Genomic DNA, 18,006 nt, shown 5'->3' with positions numbered 1-18,006 from the left:
AATAATGGATAAATATTCCTTTTTAAACGCAGCACATACAGCATACTTTGCTGATTTATACGAACAATACCAAAAAAATCCTGATTCTATTGAACCAAGTTGGAGAGCCTTTTTTCAAGGCTATGACTTTGGTAGTGAAAGCTATGGAATGGATGGTGAAATTACAGAAGGTGTCACGACTCAGATTCCGGAGCTTGTGCAAAAAGAATTCCAAGTTGTAAAACTTATTGACGGTTACAGAAATAGAGGTCATTTATTTACGAAAACTAATCCTGTTCGTGCAAGACGAAAATATGCGCCAACACTTGAAATAGAAAATTTCGGACTCTCACAAAGTGATATGGATACCATTTTTTCAGCTGGAGACATTTTGGGCTTAGGAAAAGTAACACTGAAAAACATTATAGATCATTTAGAAAAAATATATTGCGATTCAATTGGTGTTGAGTACATGTATATTAGAAAACCTGAAGAAATTCAGTGGATTCAAAACAAATTAAATATAAATGATAATCAACCACAGTTTTCGCCCGAAGAAAAAAAGTATATCCTAAAAAAACTAAACGAAGCAGTCTCTTTTGAGAGTTTTTTACACACAAAATATGTTGGTCAAAAACGTTTTTCACTAGAGGGTAATGAATCCTTAATTCCTGCCCTTGATACTCTTATAGAAAATGCTGCAAATCATGGTGTAAAAGAATTTGTAATGGGAATGGCTCATCGTGGTCGTTTAAGTACGTTGACAAATATTTTTGGAAAATCTGCTGAAGACATCTTTAGTGAATTTGATGGGAAAGATTATGAACAGAAAGTATTTGATGGAGATGTGAAATACCATTTAGGTTGGACGAGTAATCGTGTCACAGATGGTGGAAAAAGAATCAATTTGAATATTGCTCCAAACCCTTCACATCTAGAAACTGTTGGTGCTGTTGTCGAGGGTATTGTTAGAGCTAAACAAGACCACAATTACAGTGATGACCCTTCACAAGTATTACCAATAATAGTTCATGGTGATGCCGCAATTTCAGGACAAGGTCTTGTATATGAGTTGGTTCAAATGGCACAATTAGATGGCTATAAAACCAATGGAACGATACATATTGTTGTTAATAACCAAATAGGGTTTACTACTAATTATTTAGATGGTCGTTCAAGTACATATTGTACAGATGTTGGAAAAGTTACACTATCTCCAGTAATGCATGTAAATGCTGATGATGCTGAAGCTGTTGTTCATGCAATGAAATTTGCGTTACACTTTAGAATGAAGTTTAAACGCGACGTATTTATTGATTTATTAGGCTACAGAAAATACGGTCATAATGAAGGTGACGAACCTCGTTTTACTCAACCTAAATTGTATAAAGCCATTTCAAAACATCAAAACCCTAGAGATATTTATGCCGCAAAATTAATTGCAGAAGGTGTAATCGATAAGGGTTATGTTGCGGAATTAGAAAAAGAATATAAAGATAAACTAGAGGTGAAATTAGAAGACTCTAGAAAAATAGATAAAACAGTCATCACACCATTTATGGAAAATGAATGGGTAGATTTTCAAACCGTTGTTGAGGATAAAATGATGCAACCTATTGACACTACTTTTCCAAAAGAAGGTCTTGCCAAAATCACCAAAGTGATCTCAAATTTACCTGAAGACAAAAAATTCATTCGTAAAATTGAACGTCTTGTACAATCTCGTCAAACTATGTTTGATGAAGACAAATTAGATTGGGCTATGGCTGAACATTTAGCTTATGGTACACTTTTAGAAGAAGGATTTGATGTGCGTATTTCCGGACAGGATGTAGAACGTGGCACATTTTCTCATAGACATGCTGTTGTAAAAGTAGAAGATAGTGAAGAAGAAATATTGTTACTCAATCAAATTAGTGAGAAACAAGGTAACTTCTATATCTATAACTCCTTACTTTCTGAATATGGTGTTGTAGGTTTTGATTATGGCTACGCGATGGCAAGTCCAAAAACTTTAGTGATTTGGGAAGCTCAGTTTGGCGACTTTAGTAATGGTGCACAGATAATGTTAGATCAGTACATTTCAGCAGCAGAAGACAAATGGATGCTTCAAAACGGTTTGGTAATGTTATTACCTCATGGTTATGAAGGTCAAGGTGCTGAGCACTCTTCAGGCCGTATGGAACGATACTTACAATTATGTGCAAAAGACAATATGTTCGTGATGGATTGCACGACTCCTGCAAACATGTATCATTTGCTACGCAAACAAATGAAAGCTGAATTTAGAAAACCTTTAATCATCTTTACTCCAAAAAGTTTATTGCGTCATCCTTTGGTTGTGTCAACGGTTGATGAGTTTGCAAATGGAAGTTTCCAAATGGTTATTGATGATACTCTTGTAAAAGCAGATACCGTTAAAACATTAGTGTTTGTAACTGGTAAATTCTATTATGATTTATTAGACCAACGTGAAGAACTTAAAAGAAATGATGTTGCTTTGGTAAGAGTAGAACAATTATTCCCATTACCTGAAAAACAAATCAAAGATGCTATTGCCAAATATAAAAATGCAAATGACATTGTTTGGGCTCAAGAAGAACCAAGAAATATGGGAGCTTATAGTCATATGTTAATGCATTTAGAAGAAGCTAAATCGTTTAGAGCAGCAACTCGAAGACCATATGGAGCACCAGCTGCTGGTAGTAGTGTACGTTCTAAAATTCGTCATCAAGAAGTTATTGATTACGTCTTTGACAAAACCAAAAATAACCAACGATAGATAAATTATTTCCTAATCCATGGAATTGATAACATATATAAACGCTAAAAAATAAAATTACAGAACAATGATTTTAGAAATGAAAGTTCCTTCGCCAGGAGAATCAATCACAGAAGTAGAAATTGCAGAATGGTTAGTTTCTGATGGTGATTATGTTGAAAAAGATCAGGCCATTGCAGAAGTTGATAGTGACAAAGCTACTTTAGAATTACCAGCTGAAGCAAGTGGAACTATTACACTAAAAGCTGAAGAAGGCGATGCTGTTGAAGTTGGAGCTGTAGTCTGTTTAATAGATACGAGTGCTGCAAAACCTGAAAGTAGTTCTGCACCTGCATCAAAAGAAAAGAAAAAAGAGGAAGCTCCTAAAAAAGAAGAGCCTAAACCTGCATCAGAATCTAAAACTTATGCTACAGGAACAGCAAGTCCTGCTGCGAAAAAGATTTTAGATGAAAAAGGAATAGATTCATCTACAGTTTCTGGTTCTGGAGTAGATGGTCGTATCACTAAAGATGATGCTGTAAATGCTGTACCATCTATGGGAACTCCAACTGGCGGAAATCGTGGTGCTTCTCGCAGTAAAATGTCTATGTTACGTCGTAAAGTAGCTGAGCGTTTAGTAGAAGCTAAAAATACAACAGCCATGTTAACGACTTTTAATGAAGTCGATATGTCTCCTATTTTTGAATTGCGTAAACAATACAAAGAAGACTTTAAAGCAAAGCATGGCGTAGGTCTTGGCTTTATGAGTTTCTTTACACTTGCTGTTGTTCGTGCTTTAAAAATGTATCCAGCAGTCAACTCAATGATTGATGGGAAAGAAATGCTAACCTATGACTTTGTTGATATTTCAATTGCGGTTTCTGGACCTAAAGGTTTAATGGTTCCCGTAATTAGAAATGCTGAAAACTTAAGCTTTAGAGGCGTTGAATCTGAAGTAAAACGATTAGCTATTCGTGCTCGTGATGGCCAGATTACTGTTGATGAAATGACAGGAGGAACATTTACCATTTCTAATGGTGGTGTTTTTGGAAGTATGTTATCAACGCCAATTATTAATCCACCTCAAAGTGGAATTTTAGGTATGCACAACATTGTTGAACGACCAGTTGCAATTAATGGCAAAGTAGAAATCAGACCTATTATGTTTGTCGCTTTATCTTATGACCACAGAATTATTGATGGTAAAGAATCTGTAGGTTTCTTAGTCGCAGTTAAAGAAGCTTTAGAAAACCCAACAGAATTATTAATGAATAATGACATTAAGAAAGCTTTAGAAATGTAAACTTTAGTACATAAGTTATTTAAATAAAAAAGCGCATTCCGAAGATTTGGATTGCGCTTTTTCTCCCTAATAAAAATAACTAACTAATAACTAAAAAAAATTAACAAGAATATTTACTGTAATGATTACAACAGCGCTAACAATTAAGCCTGTTATAAATAATTTATTGGTTACACTTGTTTTGTGTTTCATTGTATCCATTTTGTTTCGATTTTAAATTGTTTTGTAATAAAGTCCTGGGATAAAAATCCCAGAACTTTACACCCTATAACTAATTATCTTGTTAATTAAGATTAATTAGTTGCTATTCATAATCCCTATATAAATAACATAATGTAAAACTCGGCAATTAATCAAAGCGGCACAATACGTAGTTCTACGTATACGGTCAATTTTTATCTTTAAATGACTGAAAAACAACATCTTAATAAATGTTAAAGTTTTAAAGTTTATAAAAAAAGCTCTGAGCTTTAAAAACTCAGAGCTTTTATCCTTTCTTTCAAAAGGAAAATTGATTAATAGCATTACAAACTTCGGAATTAAATCAATACAACACAATACGTAGAACTACGTATATTCTGATTTTAAGACATAAAAAAACCTTGAATCAATGACAACTCAAGGCTTTTTGTAAAATAACTCTCCCTAAAGAATTAATAGCAACACAAACTTCGGCAATAATTTTACATAAAACAATACGTAGAACTACGTATATTTTGATAAAAATTCCTCTTGACCTTTTGCGTAAATTGCTATACTATTTGCATTAGAAGATAATTTCAATTTAGATCGTATATGACTTTTATGTTTTTCAACGGTTCGATTTGAACAACCTATTAAGGCTCCAATTTCCTTAGCCGTTTTATTTTTAGCTGTGAGTTGTAGCACTTTCATCTCAGTAACTGTAAGTGATTTTAACTCATCTGGTGTTTGAGTAATTTCTAAATATTCTATGAGCTCTGGACTAAAATAAGATTTCTCCTCTAACACATTTGCAATACAGTGTTCTACTTCTTCTATAGCAAACTCTTTTAGAATATATCCATATATCCCTAGAGATTTAGCCTCGTTATAAATGTCTTCGCTTTTTTCAAAAGTGATGATGATAATTTTAGTAGTAAGACCAGCTTCTTTACATTTTTCAGCAACTTGTAAGCCTGTAAGATAAGGCATTTGTATATCTAAAATAGCTATCTCTGGTTGATGTGCATGAATAAGTGTAAACGCTTCCTTTCCGTTTTTTGCACTTGCAATTACATTAAAATCTTTTTCAAGAAGGAAATCTTTAAGGCCTTTAAGAATTAATGGATGGTCATCTGCAATGATTATAGATGTGGGCATTTGCTATTAGTGTGAGGGATTTTTATAAAGATAAATAAAATCTTACAACTTGAGATATAAATACTTTTTTTCATAATCGATTACAGCTTTACCCTTTTTTAAAATATCTGCTCCAATAATGCCATCTACAGGCTTAGAATTGTGATTGGTTAATGCTGTATTTACATGAGTCAAATTAAATAAAATTAATGCAACTCTGTCTTTTTGCCATTTCCCTATTTTTAACTTATTGCTCATTGATACTTGAGTTATCATATCTGTAGCACCTGCTCCAGCAGCTTTTATATCACTATCTTTTGCCTTAAGATTAAAAGTATCTATTGCTTCAAAACCTACGCATGAACTTGACGCTCCAGTATCTAAAATAAACAAACCTCTTTGACCATTAATTTTAGCTATAATCTCAAAATGATTTGTCTTGGTTAAATGCAACTTAATTTTCGTGTAACCCTTATTTAAAAGGAATTCCTGTAAGGTTTCCATATCATCTGCTTTTTTACAAATATAGTCTTATAAAACATTTATTTTTGCAACATGATAATTACAGATACACATACACACTTATATAGCGAAGCTTTTGATGACGACAGAAAAGACATGGTTCAACGTGCTTTAGATGCTAAGGTTACTCGTTTTTTTATTCCTGCTATTGATTCTAGTCATACAGAAGCGATGCTTCAACTTGAAGCTAATTATCCAGACTATATGTTTTTGATGATGGGTTTGCATCCAACGTCTGTAAAAGATAATTTTAAAGATGAATTACAACATGTTGAAGACATGCTTGCCAAACGTCATTTTTATGCTGTTGGCGAAATTGGTATTGATCTGTTTTGGGACACGTCAACTTTAGAAATCCAAAAAGAAGCTTTTAAACATCAGATACAACTAGCAAAAAAGTATAAATTACCCATTGTTATTCATTGTCGTGACGCTTTTGATGAAATTTTTGAAGTTCTAGAAACTGAAAAAGATGATGAACTTTTCGGAATTTTTCATTGTTTTACTGGCACTTTAGAACAAGCGCATAAAGCTATGTCTTATAATATGAAATTAGGTATTGGTGGTGTGGCAACTTTCAAAAATGGCAAAATCGATCAGTTTTTAAATCAAATTGATTTGAAACATATTGTTCTTGAAACCGATTCACCATATCTGGCTCCTAAACCATACAGAGGAAAACGGAATGAAAGTTCGTATGTCACAAAAGTTTTAGAAAAATTGTCTGAGATTTATGAAGTTTCCGAAGAAAAAATTGCCGAAATTACAACTCAAAACTCAAAAGAAATTTTTAAAATTTAATCATGTCACAATCACAACCTAATATTTTATTGATTTATACAGGAGGTACTATTGGTATGATTAAAGATCCTGATACTGGAGCTTTAAAAGCTTTTGATTTTGAAAATTTACTTGACCGTATTCCAGAATTAAAATTATTAGATTGTAATATAAATACTACCTCATTTGAGGATCCAATTGATTCGAGTAATATGAATCCCGATTATTGGAGACAAATTGCAGAAATTATTGAAAACAAATACCATGATTTTGACGGTTTTGTGGTTTTACACGGAAGTGATACCATGAGCTATTCGGCTTCGGCCTTAAGTTTTATGTTTGAAAATCTAGCCAAACCAATCATTTTTACAGGATCGCAATTACCTATTGGAGATTTACGAACAGATGCCAAAGAAAATCTTATTACTTCTATTCAAATGGCATCGCTTCAAAAAAACGGTAAACCTGTCATACGAGAAGTCGGACTTTACTTTGAATACAAACTCTATAGAGGTAATCGAACCACCAAAATTAATGCTGAGCATTTTGAAGCTTTTGAGTCTTTAAATTATCCGCATTTAGCAGAATCTGGAGTCCACTTGAATGTTTCGGAAGAAGCGTTATTCAAACCAAATATTAGAAAAAAATTAGTCGTTCATAAAACCTTTAATACCAACATTGCTTTAATAAAATTATTTCCTGGGATTTCTGAACCTATATTAGAAAGTATCCTAAATACTACTGGTTTAAAAGGCGTCATTTTAGAAACTTATGGCGCAGGAAATACAACCACACGAAAATGGTTTATAGATCTTTTGAAACAAACCATTAAAAAAGGAATTCCAATTATTAATGTAACACAATGTTCGGGTGGAAGTGTTATGATGGGACAATATGAAACCAGTTCTCAATTGAAACAAATAGGTTTAATTTCTGGAAAAGATATTACAACGGAAGCAGCACTGACCAAATTGATGTTTATGTTAGGAGAGGCTATTTCAATAAAAACTTTTAAAACTATTTTTGAAACATCGTTGCGTGGTGAAATGAGTTAAGAAAAGTCAAATCAAATTTTAAGCATTAAGAAATTTTATGGTTATTTGCACTCACAAAATTAAAGAGAGAGGTGGCCGAGTGGCTTAAGGCGCACGCTTGGAAAGCGTGTAAACGTTAATAGCGTTTCGAGGGTTCGAATCCCTTCCTCTCTGCGAATAGATTATAAAAGTTCAAAGAATTTATCGAAGTTTACTTCAGTAAATTCTTTGGACTTTTTTATAGGCAAACGTCAGTTTGCTATTATAATCTATTACCAGCATAATCTAATTGGGATGGACGAAGTCAATCCATCATTTATCGAAGCTTGCTTCAGTAAATTTGGTTAGTTGTTTTAACAAGTAAACGTTAGTTTACTCTTTTAATCAATTACCAGCATATCTTATTGGGATGGACGAAGTCAATCCATCGTTTATCGAAGCTTGCTTCAGTAAATTTGGTTAGTTGTTTTAACAAGTAAACCCTAGTTTACTCTTTTAATCAATTACCAGCATATCTTATTGGGATGGACGAAGTCAATCCTAGTATTAATTGTTTCACGGTTGCATTTCAAGTTCAGGATATACGACTTTCGTTATAATGTCTATATGATTGCTATCCACTTTAGGACTAAATAAATCCTTACTTACTGAATATGTTTCTAGGTCAGATTCTGGATAATCTGTATTAATAATAGACATAATATCATTTTCATTTAAGTCATTTGACAACCAATTATTCAATTCAGTATCATTAATAATTACTGGCTGTCTATTTTTTAAGTTATGCACTCTTTCAAATAAAGGAGATGCCTTTTTGGTTAAAATGGTAAAGGTTATATACGTGTCTATTTTAGTGTAAACTCCAGCTAAACATAATAGATTATCATTTCCATTTTTAAAATAAAACGGATACTTCTTCTTGTTTTGATCATGTGGTTCAAAAAAACCTGATACTGGAATTATACAACGTTGATTAAATATTGAGTTCTTATAAATAAAGTGTTCGAATAGTTTTTCAGAACGTGCATTTAGACCTCCTCCATACTTTACAGCTTCCTTATAATACGATTTTATGTCTTCTTTAGATTTATAGTTTGGCACAATTCCCCAAACTCCTGGTGCAAGAATCTCAGATTTTTCTTGTGGAACCAAGAGCATGTTTGGATGTGAAAATCCATTAAGATGATAGTTTGGTGTATCAAATAAAGGTCTAAACTTATCATCACTCAACTTGACTTTTAATTGTTGCTCTATTTTTCTAGTTGGATGACTTATACTGGTATGAAAACACATAACAATTGGTTTGTTTTAAAATTAATGAAAAAGAACTAATTATTTCTTGGGTCTTTTACAATCGATAATTTCTTAGACCAAACAACACTCATACTGTAAAAATCGAATCGATCTGTAATATTTCCGAAGCATGCATACACACCTAATCCATGTATTGGATATTTGTCTACAACATCTGTAAAATGAACAGCATCAAAATAATCGCCTTGCTGATCAATAAATGTGCTTAACCGCATCAGTTGACCTTTATAGGTTTTATTAAATCGTGTGGTGACTAAGCTTCCGTAAATGAGGATTTTTTTATTGATATGATTCTTCATTTCAGAAGCGAGAACACCACCTTGCATTTCTTCACTTACGAGTTTAAAATAATTACATAAAGGAAAGCCTAGAAGTTCCATTTCATCATAAGCATCTTCAATCCAATTAGAATTAAGTTTCGGTAATTTATACGCCTTATGTTGAATTTTAAATAATTTCGATTGTTGAGTTTTTAATCCATTTGCATTTAACTTAAAAATGGCCTTCCATAGCAATTCTGTTTTAAGCTGTTTGGTAAATCTAAACGCATCTATTCGAATTAGAATGGTTAATTGTTCTATACTGATAATAACCCTATCAATAAAATCATCTAAAGACAAATAGTTACCATGTAATTGCCTTTCTGTGAGTAATCTTTGAATTGTAAATCGTTCTAGCTGTCTTAAATACCCAAAGCCCAAATAGATAGAAGCACCTATTAATCTATTAGGATGGTCACTGTTATTTATACAAGGTAAACATATAGTTGCGCCTTGCATTTTGGCTTCATGCAAATAATGTTCTGCGCTATAAAAACCACCTCCATTATTTAATACCGCAGTCATAAACTCAAGTGGATAATAGCACTTTAGAAATAAACTTTGGTAACTTTCTACTGCATAAGATGCTGAATGTCCTTTGGCAAAAGCATAACCTGCAAAGCTTTTAATTTGATTCCATACTTCAAAAATCAAATCGTCAGTAAACCCTTTATGCCTACAATTGTCTATGAATTTTTGTTCAACCGCTACAAACTCTTCTCTTGAACGAAACTTACCACTCATGCCTCTCCTAAGCACATCGGCTTCTCCTAACGTTAAGTCTGCAAACTGATTAGCGACTTTAAGGACATCTTCTTGATACACCATAACACCATAGGTTTCTGGCATGATTTTCAATAAAATCGGATGGGCGTTTTTGCGTCTCTCAGGTTGACGATGACGTTTTATAAACTCGTCTTTCATTCCAGAACCAGATACACCAGGTCTTATAATAGAACTAGCAGCTACCAAACCCAAATAATCTTGTGTTTGCAGTTGCGTCATTAAACCTCGCATTGCAGGTGACTCTACATAATAAGCACCAATGGCACCTCCAGTTTTTAACAACTTATTTATGCGTTTATCTTTTTTAAAAGCTTCAACATTGGTGATATCTATTGGCGGAACTTCTGGCCTATTTTCCTTAATAATCTTGAGAGCATCTTTGATTTTCGCAAGTCCTCTCTGTCCTAAAATATCAAATTTAAAAACACCTATATCTTCAGCAATAATCATATCAAATTGAACCGTAGAAAATCCTTTAGGAGGCAAATTTGTTGCCGAATAATAGTGCACTGGCTGATCTAAAATTAGAATACCAGCAGAATGCACACTCAAATAATTTGGAAACCCTTCAATGAGTTTGCCATACTTTAAGACGAGTTTAGAAATATCATCTAGATTTGAAACCTGAAAATGTCCTTTACTTAGTTTATCTATTTCTTCTTTTGGCAAACCGAAAACTTTGCCTAACTCTCTAACAACAGCTCTATATTTGAATGTATTATAGGTTGCTAGTAAGGCAGTGTGTTTAAATCTTCTGAAAATATAAGCGGTTACATCATCTCTATCTTTCCACGAAAAATCGATATCAAAATCTGGAGGTGATGCTCTAAACGGATTAATAAATCGTTCAAAATATAAATCCAGTTCTATAGGATCTACGTCTGTAATTCCAATAATATAAGCCACAATACTATTTGCTCCACTACCTCTTCCGACATGAAAATAACCTTGACGTTTTACATAAGAAACGATATCGTGATTGATTAAAAAAAACGATACAAAGTTCATAGTTTTAATTGTATCTAACTCTACTTTTAACCGTTGCAAAACTGTTGTATTCGGATTTGAATATCGTTTTCTCAACCCTTGTGAGCACAACAATTCTAAGCGTTCAAAATCTTCTTCAGCTGAATCGGTATAACACTTCAAATTTTGTGAGATTCGCTTATCGCCAAATCCAAAATTAATACTACAACGGTCTAATAGGTTTTTGGTATTGGTTATGATATGAGAAAAATCACTAAAAGCTTCTTTTAATTTCTCTGCCGATAACATCCTATCTGTAAGCTTACATTCCTGCGATTTTTCCAGCTTACTTAATAAGGTGTTATTATCTATAGCGCGTAAAAGTCTGTGTGCATTGAAGTCCTTTTTAGTTCTAATCGTTACCGTTTGCAAAACCACCAACTTATCTTTAAAACGATGTAATCTTGAAAACGGAAGCTTTCTTAATTCTTCAACAGAAACACCAATATATTCATTGTCTTTGTAGGCTGCAATCTCGAGTTCTAAGGCTCTTTCAAATGGGTAAATAATGTAGCAGTTTCCAAGTTCTGGAGCTACATCTGGTATCGTGATATTGTTTTCAGAATGGTAAGATAGAAAAGCGTTTAACGTTTTAAATCCTTCGTTGTTTTTAGCAATTCCAATAAAGTTTTGCTTGGCATTATTTCTAAAGTCTATACCAACGATAGGTTTAATGTTATACGCTTTCGCTTTCCGAATAAAATTTAGACAGGCAGATGTATTATTAATATCTGTTAAAACCAAAGTATCTATACCATGTTGTTTGGCAAGCTCTAAAAGTTCAATTTCAGAAAAAGTACCATATCGCAAAGAATAATATGTATGACAATTGAGATACATTATTGTTTTCTATGTGCCAATAAAACAGGTGGTTCGCCATTAAACGGATTTTGAAATCTACCAATCGTCTTTGCTCCCATTGAAGACGCTCTCATAATACTCAATTCTCCATATCGATCTCGTATGGTATCCATAGCACTGTAGAGGTTTATCATATCTTCGGTATCATCAAATAAATGTATCTGGTAATTACCACTAACAATATCATTAATCTTTACACCAACTAAGCGAATTAATAATCGCCTTTGGTGTAGTTTTTCAAATAACTCTAAGGCTTTTGGTATGATAATATGGTCTGCACTTGTATAAGGAATTTTAATCTGTTTACTATAGGTGTTAAAATCTGAATACCTAATTTTTACACTTATGGTGCTTGCTAATTTATTACCTCTTCTAAGTTGAAACGCCAAATTTTCGGCCATTGCAAAAATGGTAGTTCTTAGCTGCTTCATATTAATGGTGTCCTTAGTAAAGGTTCGTTCTGTAGAAATCGATTTTCGTTCATGATATGGGATTAATGGTGGATTGTCAATACCATTCGCTCGTTTCCATATGGTTCTTCCGTTAGCTCCCAAAGCACTTATCATCATATCTAATGGCATTTGCTGAACAACACTAACTTTATCGACACCTAAATTTCTTAGTATTTGATATGTTTTTGCTCCTACGGAAGGAATTTTCCGAATAGATAAAGGTGCTAAAAACGACTTTTCATATCCTGAATCTATCTTTAATTGATTATTAGGTTTTGCCTCTCCTGTAGCTACTTTAGACACAATTTTATTTTCAGATAAACCGAAAGAAATTGGCAAACCACTTTCCTTTATAATTTTTTGTCTTAACTCTGACGCATATTTATAGCAACCGTGAAACTTATCCATTCCTGTAAGGTCTGCGTAAAATTCATCAACACTAGCCTTTTCAAAAACAGGTACACTTTCTTTAACGATATCTGTTACTAAATGCGAATATTTTGAATATATCCCTGAATTACCTTTTATAACAACAGCCTCTGGACACAATCTTCTAGCAACTTTCATTGACATACCAGAATGCACACCAAATACTCTTGTTTCATAACTACATGCCGCGACCACACCTCTATCTCCAGTGCCACCAACAAGCAATGGTCTGTTTTGTAATCTGCTGTCAATAAGGCGTTCACAAGACACAAAGAAGGTGTCTAAATCAAAATGTAAAATACTATTTCGCATAACACAAAATTAGCTACATATTCTAGTAATTATTGCTTATATTTGTAGTAATATGAGTTTTATTGCAAAAAACATTAAACATTTAAGACACTTAAAAAAGTTGTCTCAAGAAGGTTTAGCTGAAGAGCTAGGCGTTACACGCTCGCGTATAGGCTCTTATGAAGAAAGTCGCTCATCACCTACCATCGAATTGCTATTAAAACTATCAGATTATTTCAAGATTCCTATTGATATTATTTTGCGGAATGATCTAACAAAAGCTAAAGATGTTTCATTTATTGAATTAAATAATCAACGTGTATTATTCCCTATAACTGTAGATAATGATAACGAAAATTTAATTGAAGTAGTCCCAGTCAAAGCTTCCGCTGGATATCTATCCGGTTATGATGATCCAGAATATATTGAACAACTTCAAAAAATAAAGCTTCCTTTTTTGCCAACAGGAAAACATAGAGCTTTCCCAATTAAAGGAGATTCTATGCTACCTATGAAAGATGGTGCTTTTGTTGTTGGTCGTTTTATTGAAAATCGAAACGACATTAAATCAGGAAAAACATATATTTTAGTAACCCTAAATGATGGTATGGTTTATAAAAGAGTAAACAATGATATTGCCATTGATGGTACTTTAACGTTAATCTCAGATAACAAAACCTATAACGCTTACAAAGTTCCTATTAACGAGGTTCTAGAACTATGGGAATTTACTTGTAGTATTAATACGCAAGAATATAGTGAAGAAGAATTAAAAATTAGTAGCATCATCAATATGTTTAGCGGTTTAGGAGTTGAATTAAAAGCGCTCGAAAAAACGATGAGATAATGTTTTGTTTTAAAAAAATAATCTAAATTTATAGAGAACTATAAGTCCCAAATACTATGTCATTAAAATTCTTAACTCCAAAAAATGCGCTTGAGTTTTATACTCCAGATACTAGTGATCCTTTAGAAGTGGCATTAGCTCAAACGGGTATTTCAGCTGGATTACCATCTCCCGTAAACGATTATGCCGAATCTAAAATTAGCCTAGACAAAACCTTAGTAAGAAATAAAGACACCACTTTTTATGCTAAAGTTAGCGGACAATCAATGATTGGTGCAGGATTAGATGATGGAGACTTACTTGTGGTTGATAAAAGTATTAGTCCACAAAACAAACAAATTGCGGTGTGTTTTCTTGATGGAGAATTTACGGTAAAGCGTTTAAAAGTAACCTCTGAAGGTGTCTATCTGCAACCCGAAAACCCAATTTACGATCCCATTCTAGTAGCAGAAAGTAATAATTTTCAAATTTGGGGAATTGTGACACATGTCATTAAGAGGATGTGAAAATAAAAAAAACCAACCATGAGAAACTCACAGTTGGCTTGCTATTAATCAAATATTTTGGGGCTGAGGGAGAATTTGACTAACTTATATACTTTTTTTCTTATCAATTTTTTTCAAAAGTGAGCATGTCTGTACCTCCATTACCACCACTAACATCAATCAGTTCAATTTTAGTTGAAGATGTTGATACAATATCCCAATCATCATTAAGGTCTTCAAAATCATTACTCTCAGGAACTGGAAAAAATATATTGAAATCAATATCGTCGTCACTACTACTATCATCATTACTATTGCTGTCGTCTGTAACAGACCACGAACCTGTCACTGTATTTGAACCATTTGTTACTACAAGCGAACCATCAGAATTGAAGCTAAAGTCATAATCATTAAAATCAGAGGTTTCATTTTGACCAGAATCATTAAAATTTGTAATTCGCCACGCTCCAGATTGGGCAGTACTAACTATTTCTGCTATTTGTAAAGTGTTATTATTTGGGTTTCCACCATCATCATCATTTGTACACATTGATGACATTAGAGAAAAACTTAACATTAATAAAAGTCCGAGGTTAAATACTTTTTTCATAATTAATTTTTTAGATTGATACTATTATTTTATAGTTTTTGTAGTGTTAGAGTATCCGTTCCTCCTCCACCTCCACTCACATCTTGGATTACCACTTCGGTAGCAGAAACTGAAATCACATCCCAATCATCGTCATTAAACTCTTCAAAAGGGATTGCTATTCCAAAGTCTAATACCATTTGATTACCACTACTTATTACCATCCAAGTCCCATTATTAGGATTACTACCATTATCAGCTACAACAGTTCCTGCAGGATCGAAGTCTAATTGATAACCACTGTAGTTTCCCGTTTGGTCGTCTGCATCTTCAGTATAAGAAGCCACTATCCATAAGCCATCAGTTAAAATATCTTCCAAGTCATCGTTTCCGTTGCCACCATCAAAAGGTGTTCTTTCAAAAGTTAAAAAGTCTTCTGAACCATCTCCACCACTAATATCTTTTAATCTGATAATATCATTTGTGACTTCCAATACATCCCAATCATCAGCTAATTCATCAAGTGGAATACCTGTTCCAAAATTTAAATTTAATCCTAGTTCTGTATCATCTCCTGATGTTGTTGACCAAGAGCCATTAGTCGTTCCACTCATATCCATTGCAGTTGCAGTATTGTTTGATGCAAAATTGAAGGTATAGTCTGCGAAGTCTGGGGTTTCATTTGTATCATCAAAATAATAAGTTACATACCAATCTCCATTAGTTAAAGCGTTGACTAAGGCTGTATCATTTATACCACCATTAAAAGGTGTTCTTTCAAAAGTTAAAAAGTCTTCAGACCCATCTCCACCACTAATATCTTTTAATCTGATAATGTCATTTGTCACCTCAAGTACATCCCAATCATCAGCTAATTCATCAAGCGGAATACCTGTCCCAAAGTTTAAATTTAAACCTAGTTCGGTATTATCTCCTGATGATGTTGACCATGAACCATTAGTGGTTCCACTCATATCCATAGCAGTTGCTGTATTGTCTGATGCAAAATTGAAGGTATAGTCTGTGAAGTCTGCGGTTTCATCTGTATCATCAAAATAATAAGTTACATACCAATCTCCATTAGTTAAAGCGTTGACTAAGGCTGTATCATCAATACTTCCATTACTTGAACAATCACTTTCAAACCTTAAGCGATCATCTCCTAATCTTAAATCTACTTTCACCTCGCCTGGCTCTTGCTCTATCTCATGTAAATTCCAAGTGTCATTAAAATCAGACAATCCTATTACATTAATGATTACTGAAATAGTATTGCCTGTTCCAGAAGCTTCCCAAGTGCCATTAAAAGTATTAATTCCTTGAGTAACTAAAATTGTTCCATCGCTATTAAATTCAAATTCATATCCTACATAGTTATCTTCAAGGTCGTTGTCATTACGCTCTAATTTGTCCACTGACCATTCTGTACAGTCTGCAAAAATTGTGTCAAGGTCATTTGTTGAACAAGAATCACAGTCATCATCATCAAAATCGTTATCATCATCTTCATCACAACTATCATCAGCCATTTCAATAGCATTTTCTAGCTCTTGGATGGTATTTATGACTTGCGTTGTTCCGTCAGCAAATATTACAGTTATAGGAAAGTTAATTGTAGCTGCTGCAAATCCATCCAAATCATCAATAAAATCATACATATCATTATCACTATTGATAGTAATGGAGTTAATTAAATTATTGTTTTCATCTAAAACTGAAGCTGTGATAGGGTATTGAAAATCAATACATTCAATATCGTCATCATCTTCATTTTCTCCAACACAATTAACAACAAGAGCTGCTAATTCAGAATCAGAGTTAACAACTACTGTTGAAAAATCTACTAAAATTATTGTAATTGGATATGAAATCACAACAGAGTCCACATCATCATCAAACAAATCGATAATATCTTCAATGTCTTCATAACCATCGTCATCATTGATTTCAAGTTCAATGCCATTAACAGTTACAGTAACAGGAAGTTGAACACTTAAGCAACTCGCATTATCAATAATGTTATCATCTGAACCATCATTAGATGCTGTTCTACTTAATAAGTCTGCTACTGTTGAATTGGCTTCAATTGTTTCCTCAACTGGTGGATCAATCGCTAAATCGTCTTCGGTTCTACAAGAAGTCAAAGTGAATAAAACACTAAGAGTTAGTAGTAAGATTGGTTTAAATGTTTTCATAGCTAAAAAAGTTTTATTGTGATTTTCAAGTTCGTTTGTCAGTTGGCTAATTATTCGCCTCTTTATTCTTAAAACAACTTATTAAAAAAATATCCCAAGAAAAAATAGATTATTTTTTATTTACCTTTCACTTCAGAAATCAAAAAATGGAAACCTTGCCAAAATCATTGCATCAAGATATATGTGATAAGATTCGCTTTTCAAAACTCTATGAGAAGTATGCCCAAACATTGAGCAACATCCTCTTTTACAAATATGGCGATCTATTAAATCCCACTGATAAAGTTCAAGAAGCATTTATTAAACTTTGGGAAAACTGTTCTAAAATTACTCCTGAAGCTGCAAAATCCTATTTATATACTACAGCAAATAATATGATGTTAAATGAAGTCAAACATCAAAAGGTAGTGTTAAAATATCAACAGGTAAAACCGAAAGATTACACAAATGAAACTCCCGAATTTATTTTACGAAAAAAAGAATTTCTGAAACGGTTTGAATATGTACTGTCACAGTTAAAAGAAGAAGAAAGAGCTGCGTTCCTCTTGAACAAGGTAGATGGTAAAACACATAAGGAAGTTGCAGAAATTTTAGGCATCACAAAAAAAGTGGCTGAACATAGAATTTATGCGGCTTTTAACAAACTTAAAAGTGAACTTGAAGAATTAAATCGAAAATAATTCTGGGACAATTCAAATTAAAGTTGTTTTAA

General features: G+C 33.0%; 14 protein-coding genes and 1 tRNA gene. 8 read left to right on the top strand and 7 right to left on the bottom strand.

Annotated elements, in window-relative coordinates:
- Positions 1 to 4 precede the first annotated feature (4 nt).
- Positions 5 to 2,761 (top strand): 2-oxoglutarate dehydrogenase E1 component, encoded by a 2,757-nt coding sequence (locus tag VOI25_RS11235; RefSeq protein ID WP_323789172.1) that lies wholly within the window; start codon positions 5 to 7, stop codon positions 2,759 to 2,761.
- 67 nt (positions 2,762 to 2,828) lie between these two features.
- Entirely contained in the window at positions 2,829 to 4,043 is a 1,215-nt protein-coding gene (gene odhB, locus VOI25_RS11230; RefSeq protein ID WP_323789171.1) for a 2-oxoglutarate dehydrogenase complex dihydrolipoyllysine-residue succinyltransferase, read from the top strand.
- A gap of 705 nt (positions 4,044 to 4,748) precedes the next feature.
- On the opposite strand, the gene VOI25_RS11225 is transcribed toward odhB, so the two are convergent.
- Both VOI25_RS11225 and VOI25_RS11220 read right to left on the bottom strand, forming a co-directional pair.
- The gene (locus VOI25_RS11225; RefSeq protein ID WP_323789170.1) at positions 4,749 to 5,384 is read right to left on the bottom strand and encodes a response regulator transcription factor; all 636 of its coding nucleotides are present in this window, start codon (positions 5,382 to 5,384) and stop codon (positions 4,749 to 4,751) included.
- A gap of 42 nt (positions 5,385 to 5,426) precedes the next feature.
- Positions 5,427 to 5,867, bottom strand: a complete 441-nt coding sequence (locus VOI25_RS11220) for a retropepsin-like aspartic protease (RefSeq protein WP_323789169.1) — start codon at positions 5,865 to 5,867, stop codon at positions 5,427 to 5,429.
- A 51-nt stretch (positions 5,868 to 5,918) separates the two neighbouring features.
- Here VOI25_RS11220 and VOI25_RS11215 point away from each other — a divergent pair, with 51 nt between their 5' ends.
- From VOI25_RS11215 to VOI25_RS11205, 3 genes are all read left to right on the top strand, one after another.
- On the top strand, positions 5,919 to 6,686 hold the full coding sequence (locus VOI25_RS11215) for a TatD family hydrolase (RefSeq protein ID WP_323789168.1): 768 nt from the start codon (positions 5,919 to 5,921) through the stop codon (positions 6,684 to 6,686).
- 2 nt (positions 6,687 to 6,688) lie between these two features.
- The gene (locus VOI25_RS11210) at positions 6,689 to 7,720 is read left to right on the top strand and encodes an asparaginase (protein WP_323789167.1); all 1,032 of its coding nucleotides are present in this window, start codon (positions 6,689 to 6,691) and stop codon (positions 7,718 to 7,720) included.
- Positions 7,721 to 7,785: 65 nt separating this feature from the next.
- A tRNA-Ser gene (locus VOI25_RS11205) sits at positions 7,786 to 7,873 on the top strand.
- 381 nt (positions 7,874 to 8,254) lie between these two features.
- On the opposite strand, the gene VOI25_RS11200 is transcribed toward VOI25_RS11205, so the two are convergent.
- Genes VOI25_RS11200 through dinB form a run of 3 tightly spaced genes read right to left on the bottom strand, consistent with a single transcriptional unit; the run spans position 8,255 to position 13,199 of the window.
- A complete protein-coding gene (locus VOI25_RS11200) occupies positions 8,255 to 8,992 on the bottom strand; it encodes an SOS response-associated peptidase (protein WP_323789166.1) in 738 nt (245 codons plus the stop codon).
- A gap of 35 nt (positions 8,993 to 9,027) precedes the next feature.
- On the bottom strand, positions 9,028 to 11,985 hold the full coding sequence (locus tag VOI25_RS11195; protein ID WP_323789165.1) for a DNA polymerase III subunit alpha: 2,958 nt from the start codon (positions 11,983 to 11,985) through the stop codon (positions 9,028 to 9,030).
- Positions 11,985 to 13,199, bottom strand: coding sequence for a DNA polymerase IV (dinB, locus tag VOI25_RS11190; RefSeq protein WP_323789164.1), 1,215 nt, complete (start codon positions 13,197 to 13,199; stop codon positions 11,985 to 11,987). Before dinB ends, VOI25_RS11195 begins: the two co-directional genes overlap by 1 nt.
- A gap of 52 nt (positions 13,200 to 13,251) precedes the next feature.
- On the opposite strand from dinB, the gene VOI25_RS11185 reads away from it, so the two are divergent.
- Together VOI25_RS11185 and VOI25_RS11180 are read left to right on the top strand one after the other, a co-directional pair.
- Positions 13,252 to 14,025 (top strand): XRE family transcriptional regulator, encoded by a 774-nt coding sequence (locus tag VOI25_RS11185; protein WP_323789163.1) that lies wholly within the window; start codon positions 13,252 to 13,254, stop codon positions 14,023 to 14,025.
- 56 nt (positions 14,026 to 14,081) lie between these two features.
- Positions 14,082 to 14,531: a translesion error-prone DNA polymerase V autoproteolytic subunit gene (locus tag VOI25_RS11180; protein WP_323789162.1), complete on the top strand. Its 450-nt coding sequence runs from the start codon at positions 14,082 to 14,084 to the stop codon at positions 14,529 to 14,531.
- A gap of 103 nt (positions 14,532 to 14,634) precedes the next feature.
- Here VOI25_RS11180 and VOI25_RS11175 read toward each other — a convergent pair whose 3' ends face one another.
- Together VOI25_RS11175 and VOI25_RS11170 are read right to left on the bottom strand one after the other, a co-directional pair.
- Positions 14,635 to 15,120: a hypothetical protein gene (locus VOI25_RS11175; protein WP_323789161.1), complete on the bottom strand. Its 486-nt coding sequence runs from the start codon at positions 15,118 to 15,120 to the stop codon at positions 14,635 to 14,637.
- Positions 15,121 to 15,149: 29 nt separating this feature from the next.
- A complete protein-coding gene (locus VOI25_RS11170; protein WP_323789160.1) occupies positions 15,150 to 17,294 on the bottom strand; it encodes a hypothetical protein in 2,145 nt (714 codons plus the stop codon).
- A 146-nt stretch (positions 17,295 to 17,440) separates the two neighbouring features.
- Here VOI25_RS11170 and VOI25_RS11165 point away from each other — a divergent pair, with 146 nt between their 5' ends.
- Positions 17,441 to 17,974, top strand: a complete 534-nt coding sequence (locus VOI25_RS11165; RefSeq protein ID WP_323789159.1) for a sigma-70 family RNA polymerase sigma factor — start codon at positions 17,441 to 17,443, stop codon at positions 17,972 to 17,974.
- The last annotated feature ends 32 nt before the right edge of the window (positions 17,975 to 18,006 follow it).

This window comes from Psychroserpens sp. (genome assembly GCF_034670085.1).
Lineage (GTDB): Bacteria > Bacteroidota > Bacteroidia > Flavobacteriales > Flavobacteriaceae > Psychroserpens.
The sequence above is the reverse complement of the archived record's forward strand: the minus strand, read 5'-3'. Positions and strand labels throughout refer to the sequence as shown.